The sequence below is a fragment of the Acinetobacter sp. WCHA29 genome (genome assembly GCF_002165335.1).
Classification (GTDB): Bacteria; Pseudomonadota; Gammaproteobacteria; order Pseudomonadales; family Moraxellaceae; genus Acinetobacter.
This window is the reverse complement of sequence record NZ_NHRQ01000004.1, coordinates 16,491-34,048: the sequence shown is the minus strand read 5'-3', so window position 1 is coordinate 34,048 and position 17,558 is coordinate 16,491. Positions and strand designations below refer to the sequence as shown.

General features: G+C 38.8%; 16 protein-coding genes. 4 read left to right on the top strand and 12 right to left on the bottom strand.

Features of this window, described 5'->3' with window-relative positions:
- Positions 1–35: 35 nt before the first annotated feature.
- From CDG59_RS04105 to CDG59_RS04080, 6 genes are all read right to left on the bottom strand, one after another.
- The gene (locus tag CDG59_RS04105; protein WP_087543779.1) at positions 36–1,118 is read right to left on the bottom strand and encodes an ATP-binding protein; all 1,083 of its coding nucleotides are present in this window, start codon (positions 1,116–1,118) and stop codon (positions 36–38) included.
- A gap of 32 nt (positions 1,119–1,150) precedes the next feature.
- The gene (locus CDG59_RS04100; RefSeq protein WP_087543777.1) at positions 1,151–2,788 is read right to left on the bottom strand and encodes a hypothetical protein; all 1,638 of its coding nucleotides are present in this window, start codon (positions 2,786–2,788) and stop codon (positions 1,151–1,153) included.
- Positions 2,779–4,110, bottom strand: a complete 1,332-nt coding sequence (locus tag CDG59_RS04095) for an SWIM zinc finger family protein (RefSeq protein WP_087543775.1) — start codon at positions 4,108–4,110, stop codon at positions 2,779–2,781. Before CDG59_RS04095 ends, CDG59_RS04100 begins: the two co-directional genes overlap by 10 nt.
- 184 nt (positions 4,111–4,294) lie before the next feature.
- Positions 4,295–4,948, bottom strand: a complete 654-nt coding sequence (adk, locus tag CDG59_RS04090; protein ID WP_005157893.1) for an adenylate kinase — start codon at positions 4,946–4,948, stop codon at positions 4,295–4,297.
- 83 nt (positions 4,949–5,031) lie between these two features.
- On the bottom strand, positions 5,032–6,345 hold the full coding sequence (locus tag CDG59_RS04085) for a hypothetical protein (RefSeq protein ID WP_005157894.1): 1,314 nt from the start codon (positions 6,343–6,345) through the stop codon (positions 5,032–5,034).
- 63 nt (positions 6,346–6,408) lie between these two features.
- The gene (locus CDG59_RS04080) at positions 6,409–6,930 is read right to left on the bottom strand and encodes a hypothetical protein (protein ID WP_087543773.1); all 522 of its coding nucleotides are present in this window, start codon (positions 6,928–6,930) and stop codon (positions 6,409–6,411) included.
- Between the two features lie 241 nt (positions 6,931–7,171).
- Between CDG59_RS04080 and mrdA the strand changes: the two genes are divergently transcribed.
- Both mrdA and rsmD read left to right on the top strand, forming a co-directional pair.
- Positions 7,172–9,169: a penicillin-binding protein 2 gene (mrdA, locus tag CDG59_RS04075; protein ID WP_087543771.1), complete on the top strand. Its 1,998-nt coding sequence runs from the start codon at positions 7,172–7,174 to the stop codon at positions 9,167–9,169.
- The gene (gene rsmD, locus CDG59_RS04070; protein ID WP_087543769.1) at positions 9,169–9,717 is read left to right on the top strand and encodes a 16S rRNA (guanine(966)-N(2))-methyltransferase RsmD; all 549 of its coding nucleotides are present in this window, start codon (positions 9,169–9,171) and stop codon (positions 9,715–9,717) included. Before mrdA ends, rsmD begins: the two co-directional genes overlap by 1 nt.
- Here rsmD and CDG59_RS04065 read toward each other — a convergent pair.
- A complete protein-coding gene (locus CDG59_RS04065) occupies positions 9,714–10,109 on the bottom strand; it encodes a hypothetical protein (protein WP_087543767.1) in 396 nt (131 codons plus the stop codon). The two genes, rsmD and CDG59_RS04065, sit on opposite strands and share 4 nt — an antisense overlap.
- Positions 10,110–10,299: 190 nt before the next feature.
- Between CDG59_RS04065 and CDG59_RS04060 the strand changes: the two genes are divergently transcribed.
- Together CDG59_RS04060 and CDG59_RS04055 are read left to right on the top strand one after the other, a co-directional pair.
- Positions 10,300–10,647 carry a hypothetical protein gene (locus CDG59_RS04060; RefSeq protein ID WP_087543765.1) on the top strand — a complete coding sequence of 116 codons (348 nt, stop codon included), beginning with the start codon at positions 10,300–10,302 and terminating at the stop codon, positions 10,645–10,647.
- A gap of 41 nt (positions 10,648–10,688) precedes the next feature.
- The gene (locus CDG59_RS04055; RefSeq protein WP_087543763.1) at positions 10,689–11,324 is read left to right on the top strand and encodes a DUF2238 domain-containing protein; all 636 of its coding nucleotides are present in this window, start codon (positions 10,689–10,691) and stop codon (positions 11,322–11,324) included.
- Between the two features lie 32 nt (positions 11,325–11,356).
- Here CDG59_RS04055 and sohB read toward each other — a convergent pair whose 3' ends face one another.
- The 5 genes from sohB to CDG59_RS04030 form a co-directional block, all read right to left on the bottom strand.
- Complete coding sequence (sohB, locus tag CDG59_RS04050) at positions 11,357–12,319, bottom strand: protease SohB (protein ID WP_087543762.1); 963 nt, start codon at positions 12,317–12,319, stop codon at positions 11,357–11,359.
- A 146-nt stretch (positions 12,320–12,465) separates the two neighbouring features.
- Positions 12,466–13,380, bottom strand: a complete 915-nt coding sequence (gene pstB, locus CDG59_RS04045; protein WP_087543760.1) for a phosphate ABC transporter ATP-binding protein PstB — start codon at positions 13,378–13,380, stop codon at positions 12,466–12,468.
- 14 nt (positions 13,381–13,394) lie between these two features.
- The gene (gene pstA, locus CDG59_RS04040) at positions 13,395–14,786 is read right to left on the bottom strand and encodes a phosphate ABC transporter permease PstA (RefSeq protein ID WP_087543758.1); all 1,392 of its coding nucleotides are present in this window, start codon (positions 14,784–14,786) and stop codon (positions 13,395–13,397) included.
- Positions 14,783–16,162, bottom strand: coding sequence for a phosphate ABC transporter permease subunit PstC (pstC, locus tag CDG59_RS04035; RefSeq protein WP_087536227.1), 1,380 nt, complete (start codon positions 16,160–16,162; stop codon positions 14,783–14,785). Before pstC ends, pstA begins: the two co-directional genes overlap by 4 nt.
- Positions 16,163–16,261: 99 nt before the next feature.
- Positions 16,262–17,293 carry a substrate-binding domain-containing protein gene (locus tag CDG59_RS04030; protein ID WP_005157915.1) on the bottom strand — a complete coding sequence of 344 codons (1,032 nt, stop codon included), beginning with the start codon at positions 17,291–17,293 and terminating at the stop codon, positions 16,262–16,264.
- Positions 17,294–17,558 lie beyond the last annotated feature (265 nt).

The following is a 17,558-nucleotide window of genomic DNA, read 5'->3' as shown; positions in this document are numbered from 1 at the left end:
GGAGAAGATTGGGATGAGGTTTTTATTATTTGGTTTTATTCTAAATCACGACAAGCACGATACAGGTCTTGCCAACCCTCACGTTGTTTAATCACCATTTCAACATATTCTTTCCAAGGTACGATATCTTGCACAGGATCTTTTAATACTGCACCTTGCAGACCTGCCGCCAACTCATGATCAGTGACATTGCCCGAACCAAAATGCCCTGCCATCACCCAACCATGACTCATCACTGAAATGGCTTCAGCCGTTGATAAAGTTCCCGTGGTGGTTTTGAGTTTTTGCTTGCCATCTAAGGTTTGCCCATGACGCAGCTCTCTAAAAATCGTCACCAGTTTTTGAATTTGAGCATCCAAAGGCTGAATCTCAGGTAGTTGTAAACTCTTGCCCAAAGATTGAACGCGTTTTTGTACGATTTCTACTTCCTCAGCAATCGTAGCAGGCGGCGGTAAAATTACCGTATTAAAACGACGCTTTAACGCAGAGGAGAGTTCATTCACCCCTTTATCACGATTATTGGCGGTGGCAATCACACTAAAACCTTGTACCGCTTGATACTCAATTCCTAACTCAGGAACAGGTAAATTTTTCTCTGAAAGTAAAGTAATCAACGTATCTTGTACATCGGCAGGAATACGAGTCAGTTCCTCCACACGTGCGATCTTGCCTTCTTGCATCGCACGTAACATCGGACTTTTCACCAAAGCATCTTCACTCGGACCTTTGGATAAAAGTTGGGCATAATTCCAACTATAACGTAGAGTATCTTCACTGATTCCCGCCGTACCTTGAATCAATAAAGCACTATTACCTGAAATCGCCGCTGCTAAATGTTCTGATACCCATGATTTTGCTGTGCCTGGTACGCCTAATAACAACAAGGCACGATCAGTCGCCAATGTCGCAACAGCAATTTCCATCAAACGGCGATTACCAATATATTTTGGTGAAATTTCTGTTCCATCTGGCAGTGTTGTACCCAATAAGTAATCTACGACTGCTTTAGGCGAAAGTTGCCATTGTGGAGGTTTTACTAAACTGTCATGTGCTTTTAATGCATCTAATTCATGAGAAAACTGTTGTTCTGCACGCGCACGTAAAACTTGTTGAGACATGTTGATTATCCTAATTTATGATTTATTGATCATTAAGCAATAAATTTTTGTTTGTACTGATTCAATTGAATGAGCTGTTTCCATTCAGAAATAGAAAAAAGAGCTTGTAAACTACTGATGTCGATTGGATAAGCTTGCAAAATCAACCATTGAGCCTGCTCTTTTAATAATGCAAATTTCTTCTGATCCTGCTGCAAATCTAAGTTCGCATATGCATGTTGTAATAATACGACTGCCATTTCTGAGATATTTTGAACATCATGCAGCGCCTTAGCACGCTGAAACAACAACCAAAAATGTTCTAAATCTTGATTTTGGTAATGGGACTCGAGTTGCTTTAATAACAATCCAGTTGCTGGTTCTTGGTCTAGCAAAGTAAAGAATAACTCACGTTCAAACATGTTCCCATTTGATGTCGTTACAGCTTCACACCATTTGACTTGATGTTGGTAAAACCATAAAGCTAAATCATGTCGTTGCTCTCGATAACAACACACAATAAACGCACTCCAAAGTGAATCTTTTTGCTGTGAATGCAATGAAAGTAAATGATCCCAAGTACCAAATAATTCTAACCAATACGCAAGTGGCAATTGGATTAAAATTCTTTTGAGATAAAGTACGCCCTGTGAACTTGCACAAAATGCCTGATAAGCTTGCTCGACTTGAGCACTTTGGTAAGCCGTTTTTAAACTTTTACGGCTTTCGACCAAATTAGCTTCTCGATCAAAAAAACCATAATCATTGAGTGCATCATCTTGATCTAAGTTAATGTTAAATTTAACTTTTTCAGCTTGGTCATCGTAGCTCAAACATACACGCATTAACGCCATAACTTCGTTGTACAGTGCATTATCTTGATAATATAAATAGAAAGCTAATGCAGCATTACTACTTACTGTCGCTGCATTCTGTGGTTCTAATGTTTTTACATGCTGGTATAAAGCTTCAAATTGAGTCACTGGCATATTATATGTCACAAGACTTTCAGCATGACTTTGCAAATGATTTCTCTGAATCGATTGTGACCAAAACTCTGCTATATGTTGATGAATAAAGTTCGGCAATTGACCGCATAATTGGCTCATCAACAATGACCATTCGCTATTTTTTGATTTTAATAATTGCCGAATCAATGGTGCTGCGTCTTGTTGCTTCACATATTTCCACACCCTTTTTGCATCATCCAAACGCGTTGTCACATCGCCCTGAAATGCAAACTCAGGTAAGACTGATGCCAATAACACAGGGTTCCGACACAGTGGTAAAACTTTCAATACCAAATAACGAGGAATCACTTGCTGCTGTAGTTGAGCAAGTTTGAAAATTTGAATAACCCAATCCTGATATAAAAATGGCGACTCTTGTGCAACAACCCATTTCAAAATTTGAACAAGTTCATAATCCAATTGTTTTTCATTATGTACCTGAGCGGTATTAGTCATGTTTTTTTGGATCGTTTCAGGCACTACTTGTGCTTGATAACCTGCTTGTTGCATGAGCACCCAATATTGATTCAAGACTAATAAATCTTGAGCTGAATCAATCTGTTTAGGTGCATAGATTTGCAATTCATTCGGTAATTTTACAGTCTGTTTAAACTGCTGCCCTAGCGTCAGTTTGAGTAATAACTGCTGATTAAACTCACTGTATGATGTGCTTAAAGACATTCAAAGTGCCCTCCTTGCCAAATACTCACCAGTTTAAGTTGCAATCCATTCCATTCAACGCCTGCACTAAATGGCTCATTCCCCACTAAAAACCATAACTCAACAAATTGTTTAATCTCAATTTCACACATTTTTTGATCCTGATCGACCAAATAAATTACTTTATCCTGCTTGACCAAACGCAATTGCTCTAGCCAGAAAAATCGTACTAGCTGCAAAGGATATTGTTTTAATCCATTCGCATATTGAGTAAATGCTTGATCAAAATTTTCAAAGCCTTTTGGCGCAACCAGCGTTAGGCTCAAATCATTGAATGACATTAAATTATCTTCTAAACGAAGACGTTGTTGGCTTATCACTGGATAAAGTTTGGCATTTAGAGCCAGTTGTTTTTGGAAAGGCAACGTTAAGCCAAAGTTCGAATAAGGTGGAATTTCAAAATCTAATAGCAAATAGTCGCGTAAATTTTGACTATCCCACAGCCATTGACGACGATAACGACCACGGGTATTGACCAACTCCTGAGTTACTTGTCCTAAGGCATAAATATGAAATATCTGAGCGGATATGTTATCCCACGCATCAGTTGGTAAATTCACACCAAAAAGCTGTTTTAGTTCTTCATATAGTTCTGGTTTGAGCTGTTGACGGTTTTGCCATAAATGAACGGCTGTTTGTAATTTAGCTATCCAAAATGAACTCTGCATTTGCCAATTACTTTGATATAGCGCACTCGAAAACTCATCTAAATAACTAACTAAACCTGCAACTTGAGCATCGACCAAACGACTTTGAATATCGCGGAACTTTTCATGTTGTTGCTGACGTAATCTCCCAAGTCCCATCGTAACAACATCATTCAACCATGTTTGTAATGCCTCAATGCCTGCATCCATTTTTTTCTCACGTGCCAATTGGCGTTTCGCACGTGCTTCTTCATCAATCGGTTTATCAATCTTGTTTTCTTTCTTCTCAAGTGTTTTAGTTTTTTTATCTCGCCATTTTTGTACTCGATCAGGTATGCTTTGTTCATCTGATTGCACAGTAAATTTATCTTGATACTCGGTATAGACAAACAATAATGCTAAAGCATGTTTACAAGGTCGTTTAAAACTTGGACAACTACATTCGCATTTAAGTTCAGGTAAAAAAACTGCGCTTTGATAAATCGCACTACCCTGAATTTCTCCCCAAATCCACTGATCAGTCGAACCCGAGATATTGTTCCATGCTTCAAATTTTGCGAGTTTCTTGGCTGATTTTGCCGAACTTGCATCTGGAATAATTTGCTCGACTTGATCAGATTGAATCGTCAGCAACATAGTTAACCCTTTAAAATAATTCTAAGTTTCAGTATTTTTAAATTGTACGCTTGAATGGAATATAACGTTTTTTGTTTAGTTTTTATATCATTTAATCTGACATAGCGACATTTTATGTCGTAGATAATTATAGGTATAAAAAAACTGTCTTATGGCTACATAAGACAGTTCTATCAAAACTAAATTATTTATCTAAAATAGCAAATAATTCTTTTTGAACGTCTTCGATTGCACGTAAGCCATTCAATTTATCATAAGTTGGTGCATCTTCACCTGAAGCAGCACGACCTTGATAAAAACCTACTAATTGTTCAGTTTCACTATGATATGAACCTAAACGCTTACGAATCGTTTCTTCTTGATCATCTGGACGTTGTACCAAGTCTTCGCCAGTTTCATCATCCTTACCTTCTACTTTAGGTGGATTATAAACAAGGTGATAAACACGACCAGAAGCTGGGTGCTGACGACGACCTGAAAGACGTTGAACAATCTCTTCATCTGGAACATCAATTTCGATCACATGATCAATTGAAATACCCGCCGTTTCCAAAGCTTCGGCTTGTGGAATCGTACGTGGGAAACCGTCAAAAATACAACCGTTCACACAATCTGGTTGAGCAATACGCTCTTGAACCAAACCAATAATGAGTTCGTCTGATACTAAACCACCAGACTCCATAACACTTTTCGCTTTAAGACCTAGTTCAGTTCCTTCACGAATTGCAGCACGGAGCATATCACCGGTTGAAATTTGTGGGATATTGTAGCGCTTACAGATCAACTGAGCTTGAGTACCTTTACCTGCCCCAGGTGGTCCGAGTAAAATAATGCGCATAAAAGAACATCCTCATTTAAAAACAATAAATCTTAAATTGAGCAATATGATACAGATTTATTGCTCAACCAACATCAAATTAATTATAAGAAAGCAACAAATAAGTGGATTAAACCTGCAAAAAAACCAGTCACACCACCCAATACAATTAGGATCCACTCATCTTCTTGGAACGCAGGTCGCAATAAATTCTGGAACTCTTTCGGTGTTAGTTCACGGATGCGGTCTCTAAACATTTGAAAGATCTTCTGCGCACGACTTGCATTCAGAGCTGGGTCACATACTGGACCCATAGTAATTTCAATTGAGCGATCAATCAAGTCGGTCTTGAGTCTAGCATATTCTCTTGGCCCTAATGAAAGCTGCAGTGAAGTTCTGACCAATGGAGTTTCCATAATTTCATTAATATGGCGCTTGACAATCCGACGAGTTTTATCTTTTTTACTACCATACATCATTTCAGTCATGATGGATTTCAGAGTAATTAAATCTTCAGTTACCACGCTTGCAAATACATCTGAAACTTCCTCTTGGCGTTTCATAAATGCACCTTGAACGTTATATGTACCAATCCTTAGCACAGGAACGATCCATGGAAACTTACGGTCTTTGGTCAAACGGAAAATCTGTGGGTAACGGATATAATGCGGTTCAATTGGGTTAAATACCATCCAAATCGCAATCCAGTTGGTTAAAAAGCCCCAGATTGATGCCCAAAAAGGAACGGTCCAATGCCACGGTACCACAAACCAAACGATCATTTGGAAAATCCCAAAGAACATTCCAATTAACGCACTGATATGCCAAATAAAATTAATTTCTTTCTGACCAACTTTAAGGAACATACGTACCATTAAACGGCGATCACCTTCCATTTGGCTGACCACCATTTCCCGCATGTCCACAAGTGACTCGACGTTCATGGTCAGCTCAGTCACAAGTTCTTTTAATGTATTTGGTAACTGTTTATGGGCTTGCGCATAAATTCGACGTTTAATCGAGTATGGTAAGTTCTCCCACAACACAGCATTACGATCAACCATGACTTCATCAATTAAGTGTTCAAGCTCAAAACCAACTTGCTCACCAATGATCATTGCCATATCTTCTGGATCCATTGCCTCTAAAAACTCACGCAATGAACCCAACTTAGATAATGTATTATCGGTAATGATGCCCGAAATACGCCCTGCTTTACGCGGCACAATCCCCTGCCAACCTACAGGTAATGGTCCTAAATGGAATCCCCAAAAATTAATTGGGTAAAACACCATTTTTAAAGCCATCCATACATGAGCCCATGTTACTAGGGCTGTCACTGGAATAATACTTAGGACCGCCAGATGGTCAGGCCGATTTAAAAAAATCTGCCACAATTCATTGACGTAATCAAACATGCATGACTCTCAGAATTATTGATACATTAAGACTTATAAAAGAATGAACAATCAGTCACGCACCTATAAGCCAAAACTTAACGTGTAAGAAATCTGAAAAAGGGGCTCTACTTTTTTAACAGTATTCCCATTTCCATCTTCTATCTTGTCACGCAGTCCCGCTCCCACACTAAACGTACTAATTCGATCACTATTTAACCAAACAAATGCTAAATCAGTACCAACACCTAAATTCCCTTTTTGTTTACCGCCATAGTTTTTACTATCTAAATGACCAGCATAAAGACCAAGGTAATAACCATTTTTATCTGTACCTGTTAAATAATATGGATAACGAAAGCCAATTTGCGCACCAGGTTCATTATCATCATTTAAAAAAGCGCCTACTTTTGCATAAGCAATACCGTATGGATTTACCCATTCAAGATTGGCATGTAGTAATTTTTTAGTAAAACCAGCACCAATATTCCAAGTTGCTACGTCTTTTGCCCCTTTTAATTTTGCTTCAGGCATATATGGATTTTCTTCAGCATGGACAACGCCGTTGAATGCTAAAACCGCTAGTAAAAGGTAAGATTTTTTCATTATTTTCTCCATTTTCCCTAAGAGTGTATCTTGGACAATCCTATTTCAAACAGCTTCAGACTTTAACAGAATTATTTTGCATCTAATATACAAGTCCCTACAATTTTAATGTCTGCAAAGTCAAAAACTGTCGCATCATCATTCAGATGATGTATTGAAAATACTACAGTATGATCATGCAACTTACGTTAAAATAGCCCGCCTTTTATATTTTCTCCTTTGTAATTTAAGTCGACACCCTATGAAACAGCACTTTCCTTTAAAAAACATGCAACAAGAAAAGCGCATTTACAAGGGTCGAATCTTCTTTGCTATATTTGTCGTCGCTACTTTTCTACTTTTATTAATTTGCCGTTATGCATATTTACAGATTATTCATTACGACGACTTTACAACAGCCTCTGATAAAAACCGAATTCGTTTACAGCCTCTTCCACCCGCACGTGGTTATATTTATGATCGTAATGGCGTACTCTTAGCGGATAATTATCCTGTTTTTACAGCAACACTCAGTCGTACAGATGTCACAGATATTGATGGAACCATTGCACGTTTAATTCCAGTACTGAGCTTAACCCAAGAAGATGTCGATCGTTTTAAAAGTCGCGTAAAAACTGCACGTAAAACGGAAAGAATTGCCATCAAGTTAAATCTGACTGAGGCAGATATTGCGAAATTCAGCGAAGTTAAATACGACTTCCCGGGTGTGAAAATTGAAACACAAATGACACGTTACTATCCTCATGGCGAATTGTTTGCCCATGTGATCGGTTATGTGGGGCGAATTAATGACAAAGAATTAAAATCTATTGATAAAGATTTATATGCAGGTACCAACCTGATTGGAAAAATTGGTGCAGAAAAAAGCTATGAAGAGTTATTACATGGAACACCAGGTTATGAATCCGTTGAAGCCGATGCACATGGTAATGTACTCCGTCATTTAGGTCGTCAAAACCCAACGCGCGGAAATGATCTTTATTTATCGATAGATTATGGTCTTCAAACCATTGCAGCTCAACAGTTGGCAGATCGTCGTGGTGCAATTGTAGCCATGGATCCTCGAACTGGAGAAATTTTAGCACTGGTCTCTAGTCCAAGTTTTAATCCAAATTTATTTGTTACAGGCATCAGTTCAAAAGATTATAGTGGTTTACGTGACAACTTAGACCAACCACTTTATAACCGTGCCGTACAAGGCGTTTATCCACCGGGTTCGACAATTAAACCGATGTTCGGACTTGGCGGAATTCATTACGGACTTGTCGATTGGGGCACAGCAATTTCTGATCCAGGCTATTTTAACTTACCAGGTGACAGCCACCGCTTCCGTGATCATAAAAAGACAGGTCATGGTGCTGTAAATTTACATAAAGCTGAAGTTGTATCCTGTGATACCTATTTTTATATCCTGTCCTACCGCATGGGCATTGAGAAAATGAATGACTGGATGCGACAATTTGGCTTTGGCGCAAAAACAGGTGTAGATTTACCAAGTGAAAGCACAGGTTTATATCCAAGTCCAGACTGGAAAATGCGTACACGCAAATCGAAATGGTTAAAAGGTGAAACGATTTCTGTGAGTATTGGACAAGGCGCATTTACTGCTACCCCATTACAACTTGCGATGGCTGTAGCAATTACTGCGAACAAAGGCTCTCACGTTACACCTCACGTTTTACGTGATAATAAAGGCGCAAAAAAATATTCTGTGCACAATGCTCCTGATGGTAAAATTCAATTTAATGGTACAGAGCAAGATTGGCTTAACATGCATGCAGCCATGATAGACGTGATTCAATCTGGAACGGGGCGTGGCATTAAGGGCGGATTACAATATTCTATTGCGGGTAAAACAGGTACAGCTCAGGTCAAAAGTATTGCTCAGGGCAAACGTTATAATGAAGCCGCTCTTTCCTCCCGACAATGGGATCACGGTTTATTTGTTGGCTTTGCACCAGCGGATAATCCTCAAATCGCAATTGCTGTCGTTTGGGAAAATGGTAAACATGGCGGATCGGCAGCTCAACTTGCACGTCCAGTCTTTGATTACTGGCTAGTCACTCGTAAAAATAATCCTATTCGTCCAGCCAACCATCAAGTGAGTGGCGGTTTAATGACTGCTGGTATTAAGCCCGGTGAACTACCAAGTAGTTCTGATTCACCTGCATCTACACCAGCAGCAAGTTCAGTTACAACTACTGCTGCTTCTCATTCTAATGATGGAGTCACTGAGTAATGAAAAATCAATTACGTATCATCGGTGGTGATTGGAAACGTAGAACGCTACCATTCGCTAGCATTGAAGGTTTACGTCCGACACCAGATCGAGTAAGAGAGACATTATTTAATTGGCTCATGTGGGATATACAAAATTCACGAGTTTTAGATTTATGTAGCGGCTCTGGTGCGCTGGCTTTTGAAGCTTTATCACGCGGCGCTGCAAAAGTCGTCATGATCGAACCCAACCCGATTCAAGCTCGCTTTTTAAAAGAAAACATTCAATTGCTAAAAGCAGAAAATTGTCAGCTACTAACACTCACTGCACAGCAAGCATTAAAGCAATTAAATACTCATTTTGAGGTTGTTTTTTTAGATCCCCCCTACGACCTAGAATTATGGGAAGAACTTGCTAAATTAGCTGATCCTATTATTACGGAAAATGCCTTTATTTATGTAGAGGCAGATCGAGAATTATCTCAATTAAAACTTCCATCTAGTTGGCAAAAAATTAAAGAAACCAAAGCAGGAATTGTCAGAGCGGGTTTGTACCAGAAAAAATCTTAAAAAATGCGCAACCAAAATAATCGAATTAATTGGCCCCGATCAAATGGAAAACTGGAAAGATATTCATAACCAATCCGATTATTTTTATTCAATTGATACACCATACCGTATCCAAGTGAAATCGAAAAATCATCTAAAGAGAGATTGTTCGTATCTCCTGTTAACATCTTTTGATTAAATTGATTGGTTTGGTAAGCGGTATAGTTATAAACACGCCAACGATCATCTTGGAAAAACAGATTATGCAAGATTGAATAATCTGTTTTCTCTTGCTGTGGATAGGCAGAGTCAAACATTTCTTCAGTATCATGATTGACCTCTGTAAAAAAATTATAATCCCCTGCATGACAGGCACAGGAGAAAAATAAGATAAAATAAGATAAATTTTTCATTTTTGTTTTCCAAATTATATTACATGATTAAAATCAAATATATAGAAAAAAATATGCGCTTCATCTCAAAAATGGATTTTATGCCAAACTATTTAATTCATTTAATTGCTTATATTAGACATAATTAATTTATTTACAGAATAAATTCTATATACAATAACAATCTTTAAAAATTTTTATTCTAAATATCATGAAGATCTTATGCGTGCTGATTGTGATTGCCCAATTAACAGGATGTGTATTTGGACAATCAAGTGAAGTCAAACGTGCTGAAAAAATTTTACAGCGTTTCCAGTGTAGCAACGTAGAGACCAGCCAGCTTGCCACTTCATCCATTACCAATTTTTATAAACAGACCCTTGCCGCAAACGAGGACAAAGCCAGCACCTATATTGAACAGTATAAAAATGGTGAGGACCTGTTTGACATTCCACTCGATGAAGTTGTACAACAAAAGTACCAGCTCTATCTACAGGCTTGTCAGGCGCTTGGTGGGGTTGCAGCGTCACCTTTAATACCAGTTTCAACCGAACAATGATAAATCAACCTGCCTGATGATTTTTTCTTCTCGGATGCAGCATGATTGAAAAACAACTTGGTTTAAAACATTATATTGCGCTTGGGATTATTGCCCTTGCCGTGGCAATTGCCAGCATACAGCCGCTTGAGCTTGAGTCCTATCTCCTGCATCAGGTGGGCACTGTGTTTATGCTGGTTGTGCTGATCATCAGCATGAAAAAAATAGGCATCAATTTTTCCAGTTTTTGCTTGTACCTACTTTTCCTTTTCATCCATATTGTTGCGGCACATTATTTGTACTCCTATGTGCCTTACAATGAATGGTTAAAGTCCCTATTTCATTTTGACCTGAATCAGGTGATGGGCTGGTCTCGCAACATGTATGATCGACTGGTGCATTTTGCTTATGGATTATTGCTTTACCCATTTTTTCTCCGTTGTTTTCAGGTCTGGTTTCCTACCGCAAAACCATTGACCTTGTTCCTGCTGGTGATCCAGTTTGTGATGGCTTCCAGTATGCTCTATGAGTTGCTCGAATGGGGACTATCCATTGGTTTATCGCCTGAAGATGCAGAAAACTATAATGGACAGCAGGGAGATATGTGGGATGCACACAAGGATATGTTTCTGGCCACAATCGGATCAATCTTTACAGGGCTGCTCTATTTAGGCAAAAGCAAAAGAAAAGCACCTTAAATAGGTGCTTTTCTTTGATCAGGACAAATTGATTAAAACTTAGGGTCACGCATCTGAACCAACGTGCTGTTTGCCTTGGCGAGGCTATCAGCGATTTTACCCATCACCGTTGGAATCAGAGTCCCAGCCATTTGTGCCGCCTGCAAACCCAGTTTTTCACCAAAAGTTGGGCGCTTACGGGTATTAATCACATACACATCATGTTTTGGTAATAGGCTTAACAAATATTCATCAGAGGTTTGTAATTTATCTACCAGATTTAATTCACGTGCATCTTCACCGTACCAGTGCTCACCTGTTGCAACCTTAGCAACATCTAATTGTGGACGATACTTCTCAACAAAGTGCTTAAATAAAGAATGTGTTTGTTGTAACTCTTCTTCAAATTTCGCTTTACCTTCTGGCGTATTCTCACCAAACATCGTCACAGTACGTTTGTATTCGCCCGCAGTATACAGCTCGAAATCAACATTGTGTTGCTTCAATAAACGATTGAAGTTTGGAACTTGAGCAACCACTCCTATCGAACCTACAACCGCAAAAGGAGCAGAAATAATTTCATTGGCAATACATGCCATCATATAACCGCCACTTGCAGCGACTTTATCCACACAAATCGTGACATTAAAACCGGCATCACGTAAACGAACCAATTGAGCAGCAGCTAGACCATAACCATGAACCATACCACCAGGGCTTTCTAAACGTACAACGACACGGTCATGTCCTGCTTTTGCAGTTGCTAAAATTAAAGTAATTTCTTCACGAATAGTATCTACCGCAGATGCTTGCACATCACCTTTAAAGTCAAGCACATAAATTTTTTGATCATTCTTTTTTCGAATCTTTGCTTCTTTAGCAAGTTGTTGAACGAGTTGTAGTAATTCCAAACGAGATGCTGTTGTTTGTGCAATTCTTTTTCTTTGTTCATTCACACGCGCATTTAAATGACTAATACGAATTTCAGCAGGAAATTTAGGTAAATGGAATAACATAAAGTAAGTGCTCTATAAGTTCGGCTTTATTCGACTAAGATGTGGCCTGTTGAATAAAAATTCAATAGTGATTTTGCAAAATAGATTCATTTTCATCTATCTCATAAAAAAAGAGCCCGAAGGCTCTTTAATTTATTCAGCAAGAATCAACCAAAACGACCCGTAATATAAGCTTCAGTCAATTGATGATCTGGTTGTGTAAATACTTTTTCAGTTGAATTGACTTCGATCAAATCACCTAAATGGAAGTAAGCAGTACGATCAGATACACGTGCAGCTTGTTGCATCGAGTGAGTTACGATTGCAATGGTATATTGTTCAGAAAGTTCTGAAATCAACTCTTCAATTTTTGCGGTCGCAATTGGATCCAGTGCTGAACATGGTTCATCCATTAAGATGACTTCTGGACTTACAGCAATGGTACGCGCAATACATAAACGCTGTTGCTGGCCGCCAGACAAACCTGTTCCTGGCTGGCTTAAACGGTCTTTCACCTCATCCCATAGACCTGCTTTACGCAGACTATTTTCAACAATTTCTTCCAGATCATATTTGTCACGTGCCAAGCCATGCAATTTCGGGCCATAGGCAACATTGTCAAAAATTGATTTTGGAAATGGGTTTGGCTTCTGGAACACCATGCCCACTTGCGCGCGTAACAATACCACGTCAAGGTTAGGATCATAGATATCCTGATTATCCAGTGTCACCTTACCTGTCACACGACAGCTATCAATAGTGTCGTTCATACGGTTTAAGGTACGCAGGAATGTTGACTTACCACAACCCGATGGTCCAATAAATGCGATCACTTCATTTTGATAAATATCGATATCAATACCTTTGATTGCTTCAGTTTCACCATAATAAACATGAACATCTTTGGTACTGATTTTCACATCATTTACTTTTGGCTTTTTATTCGATGAAGCTGTTTCAAACTGAGAAACAAACGCAGTATTCGATTGCTGAACTGGCACTTCAGATGAAGTAAATTCTGTTTGCTGTGGATTCACTGACTTATCCTTTTCTACGGCGTTCATAATATCAATCGTATTCATTGTACTCTCCTCAACTACCAACGCACTTCAAATTTCTTACGAAGCCAAATTGCAAGGCTATTTAAACCAATCATTAATGCAAGTAACACAATAATCGCAGCAGCAGTACGTCCTTCAAAGAAGTTACGTAACTCATTTCCCTGCCATAAATAAACTTGTACAGGTAAGGCTGTTGCCTGATCCAGTGGCGTAGCTGGAACACTCGCAACGAAAGCACTCATACCAATTAATAGTAATGGTGCGGTTTCACCCAAAGCATGTGCAACCCCAATAATTGATCCTGTCATGATACCCGGTAATGCCAATGGTAATACGTGATGGAATACTGTTTGAACTTTTGATGCACCTAAGCCAAGCGCTGCCTGACGAATTGAAGGTGGCACAGCTTTTAATGAAGCACGTGTGGTAATAATCACTGTTGGTAAAGTCATGAGACTGAGTACCAGACCACCAACCAACGGTGCAGACAATGGTAAATGCATCCAACCAATAAAAATCGCCGCGCCGAGTAGACCAAATACAATCGAAGGTACAGCAGCCAAATTGTTGATATTGACTTCAATGATGTCAGTCATGATGTTTTTAGGTGCAAATTCTTCAAGATAAATCGCACTTGCAACCCCGATTGGAATTGAAATCAAGATTACAATCAACATCATGAATAACGAACCCATAAAAGCGCCCGCTAAACCACTTGTTGCTGGTGAGCTACGAGAATCTGGACTGATAAATAAATTCGTATTAAAGGTATTTTCAATAACACCATTTGCTTTTAGTTTATCTGCAAGTTGACGAACTTCTGGATCAAGCTGCTGTTGGTCATCTGGTAAAGAACGATCAATATTACCTGCTAACCACACATCCACATTGGCGTCCGCTAAGAATTTAATCTCTTCTTTAGTACCAATTAATGCTGGATTCTCAAGCACCATGTCACGTAAACGATAGGCTTCTGAACTCGTGTACAAACTATTCAAATAATCACGTTGTGACTCAAGTGCTGGATCTTTAGCCACAATACCATTAACAATAAGTGCGTCCCAATCCACCATGCCCATTTCAGTTTGCCAAGCCACAAAGCGCTCTTCAAAATGAGCAGGTGTCTCACCAGCAGTCTGCTTTGGCTTTGCTCCTACATTAATAATTGCAGGATCAAAATACACAGGAACGGTCATACTATTTTGCCAAAATGAAGGCAAACCTTTTGCTAAAATACTAACGAACAGTAAAGCAACAAATGCAAGACCAATCATCACCGCAGAGAAACCTGCAAAGCGAAATGCCTTTTCTTTACGATGACGCTTTGCTAGAGAGCTTTGAATGATTGCTTTACGCTGCTCACGTTGTTCAGCAGCTACTTGTGGATCAAATACGTTCTGATCCAGAGGAGATGTATTTGAACTCATTCGTATTGCTCACGATATTTGCGCACGATATATAGTGCAATAATGTTTAAACCCAAAGTAATCACAAACAAAGTTAAACCAAGTGCAAATGCCACTAATGCTTGTGGACTCGCAAAATCTGTATCACCAGTTAACTGTTTAACAATGGTTACAGTCACTGTTGAAACCGCTTCAAATGGATTTGCATGCAATAATGGACTGTTCCCTGCTGCAAGTACCACAATCATGGTTTCACCTACGGCACGAGACACTGCAAGTAGAAATGCCCCTGTAATACCCGGTAATGCTGCTGGTAATACAACTTGGCGAATCGTTTCTGATTTGGTTGCACCTAAACCCAATGAACCATCACGTAACGCGCGAGGAACTTGAGTAATAATGTCATCTGAAAGCGATGAAACAAATGGGATGATCATAATCCCCATGACAAAACCCGCAGTCAGCGCACTTGTTGCATTAATATCAATACCAACACTTTCACCAATCATTTTGAAGAATGGACCAATGACCATTAAAGCAAATACACCATAAACGATGGTTGGAATACCCGCTAATACTTCAATTGTTGGTTTTGCCCAAGAGCGTAAGTTTGGAGATGCATATTCAGCTAGATAAATCGCAATCATCAATCCCACTGGTACTGCAACTAATAATGCAATACCACTGACCATTAAAGTACCCCAAATTAATGGCAAGATACCGTAACTTCCCTCTGCATTACCTGACGTGCTAAAACCTGGATTCCATTCTGTGCCAAAGAAAAAATCTGCTGGACTAACAAAACGGAAGAAATGTAATGCTTCACTCAACATTGACAGTACAATACCAATCGTTGTGAGAATCGCTACACCAGAACATAGGATCAAACCAACATTAATGGCTTTTTCAACCTGATTACGAGCACGAAATTGCTGACTCACATGACGTTTTGCCCAAACTAAACCTGCTAAACCAGCACTAATTACGATTGCCAATTTTGCAAAAGAACCTATGGTTTCAAATTTAGCAAGTTGTTGTGCAGCTGCTAGCTCATAAGCTGCTGGATGATCTGTAACCCCAAAACCAGACGCAATCGCTTGAACACGATCGATTAAAACCTCACGGCTTGCTTCATCTAAAGTTGCACTGACCGATGCTGGAATATTGTTAAAAATAATATGTTGAAGGACACTTGGTTCGACCAAGTTCCAAATGATCAAAATTAAAAAAGCAGGAACACCACACCACAAAGCGACCAACGCACCATAATAACCTGGACGTGAATGCAAAGTTGCTGAGTTGTTTCCCTTACCTGCTAGGTTACGGCTTTTGCTCAGCCCGATTTGATATGCAATTGCCACAAGGGCTAATAACACACCGATAAGTAGCAGATTCATGTAATCTCCACTGTTTTCTCAATTTTCATCATTTGAAAAAACTTAGTTAGACAAAAAGGCTGATGAACCTAAGTCGCACCAGCCTCCCTTTTAACAATATTACTTAACTGTTTTACCCGCTTTGAAATCAGCTAGAACTTTTGCACGTTCTTTATCGCTCATACTGATCAAGCCAGCTTTTTCTAATTTAGAACCTTTACCAGAAGCTTTCTTATTTAAGAAATATTCTACGTATTGTGGTAAACCTTTAATTGATTTTAAATGCTCGCCTTTCACATAAAAGTAAAGTGCACGAGATACTGGGTATTGACCACTTAAAACTGTTTTCTCAGAAGGTAATACACCATTTACTGTCGCAACACGTAATTTATCGCGGTTTTGGTCATAGAAACCTAAACCAAATACGCCCACTGCATTAGGAGAAGTTTTTAAACGAGCAAGAGTTTCTGTATAGTCACCAGCGATTTCGATTACGCGACCATCTTTACGGAATGTAGAGCACGCTTTTTTCTGAGCTTCTTTATCTAAGTTTTTGAAATAAGCAAATGATTCACAACCCGCTTCAACCATTTTTTCTTGGAACACTTCACGCGTACCATGGTTTGTTGCTGGAATAACTAAAGTAATCGGTTCATTTGGTAAGTCATCATCAATTTGGTTCCATCGTGTATATGGGTTTGGAACCAATTTACCACCTGAAGGAAGCTGTGCAGCTAATGCAGTAAATACATGTACTGGATCTAAGTTATAAGCACCCTTTCTTGAGTTAGACGCAAATACAATACCGTCATAACCAATTTTGATTTCTTGAACTTGATTTACGCCTGCTTTTTTACATGCAGCAAGCTCAGAATCTTTAATTTTACGTGAAGCGTTTGCAATATCGATGGTATTATCACCAACACCTTGACAGAATTGCTTTAAACCGCCTGAAGTACCACCTGAACCAACAACGGGTGCTTTAAATTGCGGGAAGGTATTCCCAAAGTCTTCAGCAACAATACTTGCATATGGCAATACAGTTGAAGAACCAGCGATTTGAATCGTATCACGAGCTGCATTCGCAGTTGTTGCTACGGCTACTCCAGATACAGCTAATGCAATTGCGATATGACGTGGATTTAAGCGCATTCTGTTTTCTCTCATTTATACAATTTGATTTACAACTCTTTTTAATTCAAGTGTTGTACTTTAGTTAACTGCATTTTGAGGAGATAATATGACAATTAAGTGACAACTTTATGACGCTTTTATGATGATCATTTTTTATTTGAAAATTTTCAGTCATAAAGAAAAGAATTTTTTGATAAAAATAGCAAAAGAAAATTATCTTAATGATTGTAATTTATAATTTTTTACTTAAAACACGACATATAAGAAATCAAACTAGAAATAC

What these genes read in the sequence shown, in the direction of transcription:
- CDG59_RS04060 (WP_087543765.1), top strand. Translation starts at nt 10,300, where the DNA reads ATGAAGATCTTATGCGTGCTGATTGTGATTGCCCAATTAACAGGATGT.
- CDG59_RS04030 (WP_005157915.1), bottom strand. Translation starts at nt 17,293, where the DNA reads ATGCGCTTAAATCCACGTCATATCGCAATTGCATTAGCTGTATCTGGA.
- mrdA (WP_087543771.1), top strand. Translation starts at nt 7,172, where the DNA reads ATGAAACAGCACTTTCCTTTAAAAAACATGCAACAAGAAAAGCGCATT.
- CDG59_RS04095 (WP_087543775.1), bottom strand. Translation starts at nt 4,110, where the DNA reads ATGTTGCTGACGATTCAATCTGATCAAGTCGAGCAAATTATTCCAGAT.
- rsmD (WP_087543769.1), top strand. Translation starts at nt 9,169, where the DNA reads ATGAAAAATCAATTACGTATCATCGGTGGTGATTGGAAACGTAGAACG.
- CDG59_RS04100 (WP_087543777.1), bottom strand. Translation starts at nt 2,788, where the DNA reads ATGTCTTTAAGCACATCATACAGTGAGTTTAATCAGCAGTTATTACTC.
- CDG59_RS04055 (WP_087543763.1), top strand. Translation starts at nt 10,689, where the DNA reads ATGATTGAAAAACAACTTGGTTTAAAACATTATATTGCGCTTGGGATT.
- pstB (WP_087543760.1), bottom strand. Translation starts at nt 13,380, where the DNA reads ATGAATACGATTGATATTATGAACGCCGTAGAAAAGGATAAGTCAGTG.
- CDG59_RS04065 (WP_087543767.1), bottom strand. Translation starts at nt 10,109, where the DNA reads ATGAAAAATTTATCTTATTTTATCTTATTTTTCTCCTGTGCCTGTCAT.
- adk (WP_005157893.1), bottom strand. Translation starts at nt 4,948, where the DNA reads ATGCGCATTATTTTACTCGGACCACCTGGGGCAGGTAAAGGTACTCAA.
- pstC (WP_087536227.1), bottom strand. Translation starts at nt 16,162, where the DNA reads ATGAATCTGCTACTTATCGGTGTGTTATTAGCCCTTGTGGCAATTGCA.
- pstA (WP_087543758.1), bottom strand. Translation starts at nt 14,786, where the DNA reads ATGAGTTCAAATACATCTCCTCTGGATCAGAACGTATTTGATCCACAA.
- CDG59_RS04105 (WP_087543779.1), bottom strand. Translation starts at nt 1,118, where the DNA reads ATGTCTCAACAAGTTTTACGTGCGCGTGCAGAACAACAGTTTTCTCAT.
- CDG59_RS04080 (WP_087543773.1), bottom strand. Translation starts at nt 6,930, where the DNA reads ATGAAAAAATCTTACCTTTTACTAGCGGTTTTAGCATTCAACGGCGTT.
- sohB (WP_087543762.1), bottom strand. Translation starts at nt 12,319, where the DNA reads ATGTTATTCCATTTACCTAAATTTCCTGCTGAAATTCGTATTAGTCAT.
- CDG59_RS04085 (WP_005157894.1), bottom strand. Translation starts at nt 6,345, where the DNA reads ATGTTTGATTACGTCAATGAATTGTGGCAGATTTTTTTAAATCGGCCT.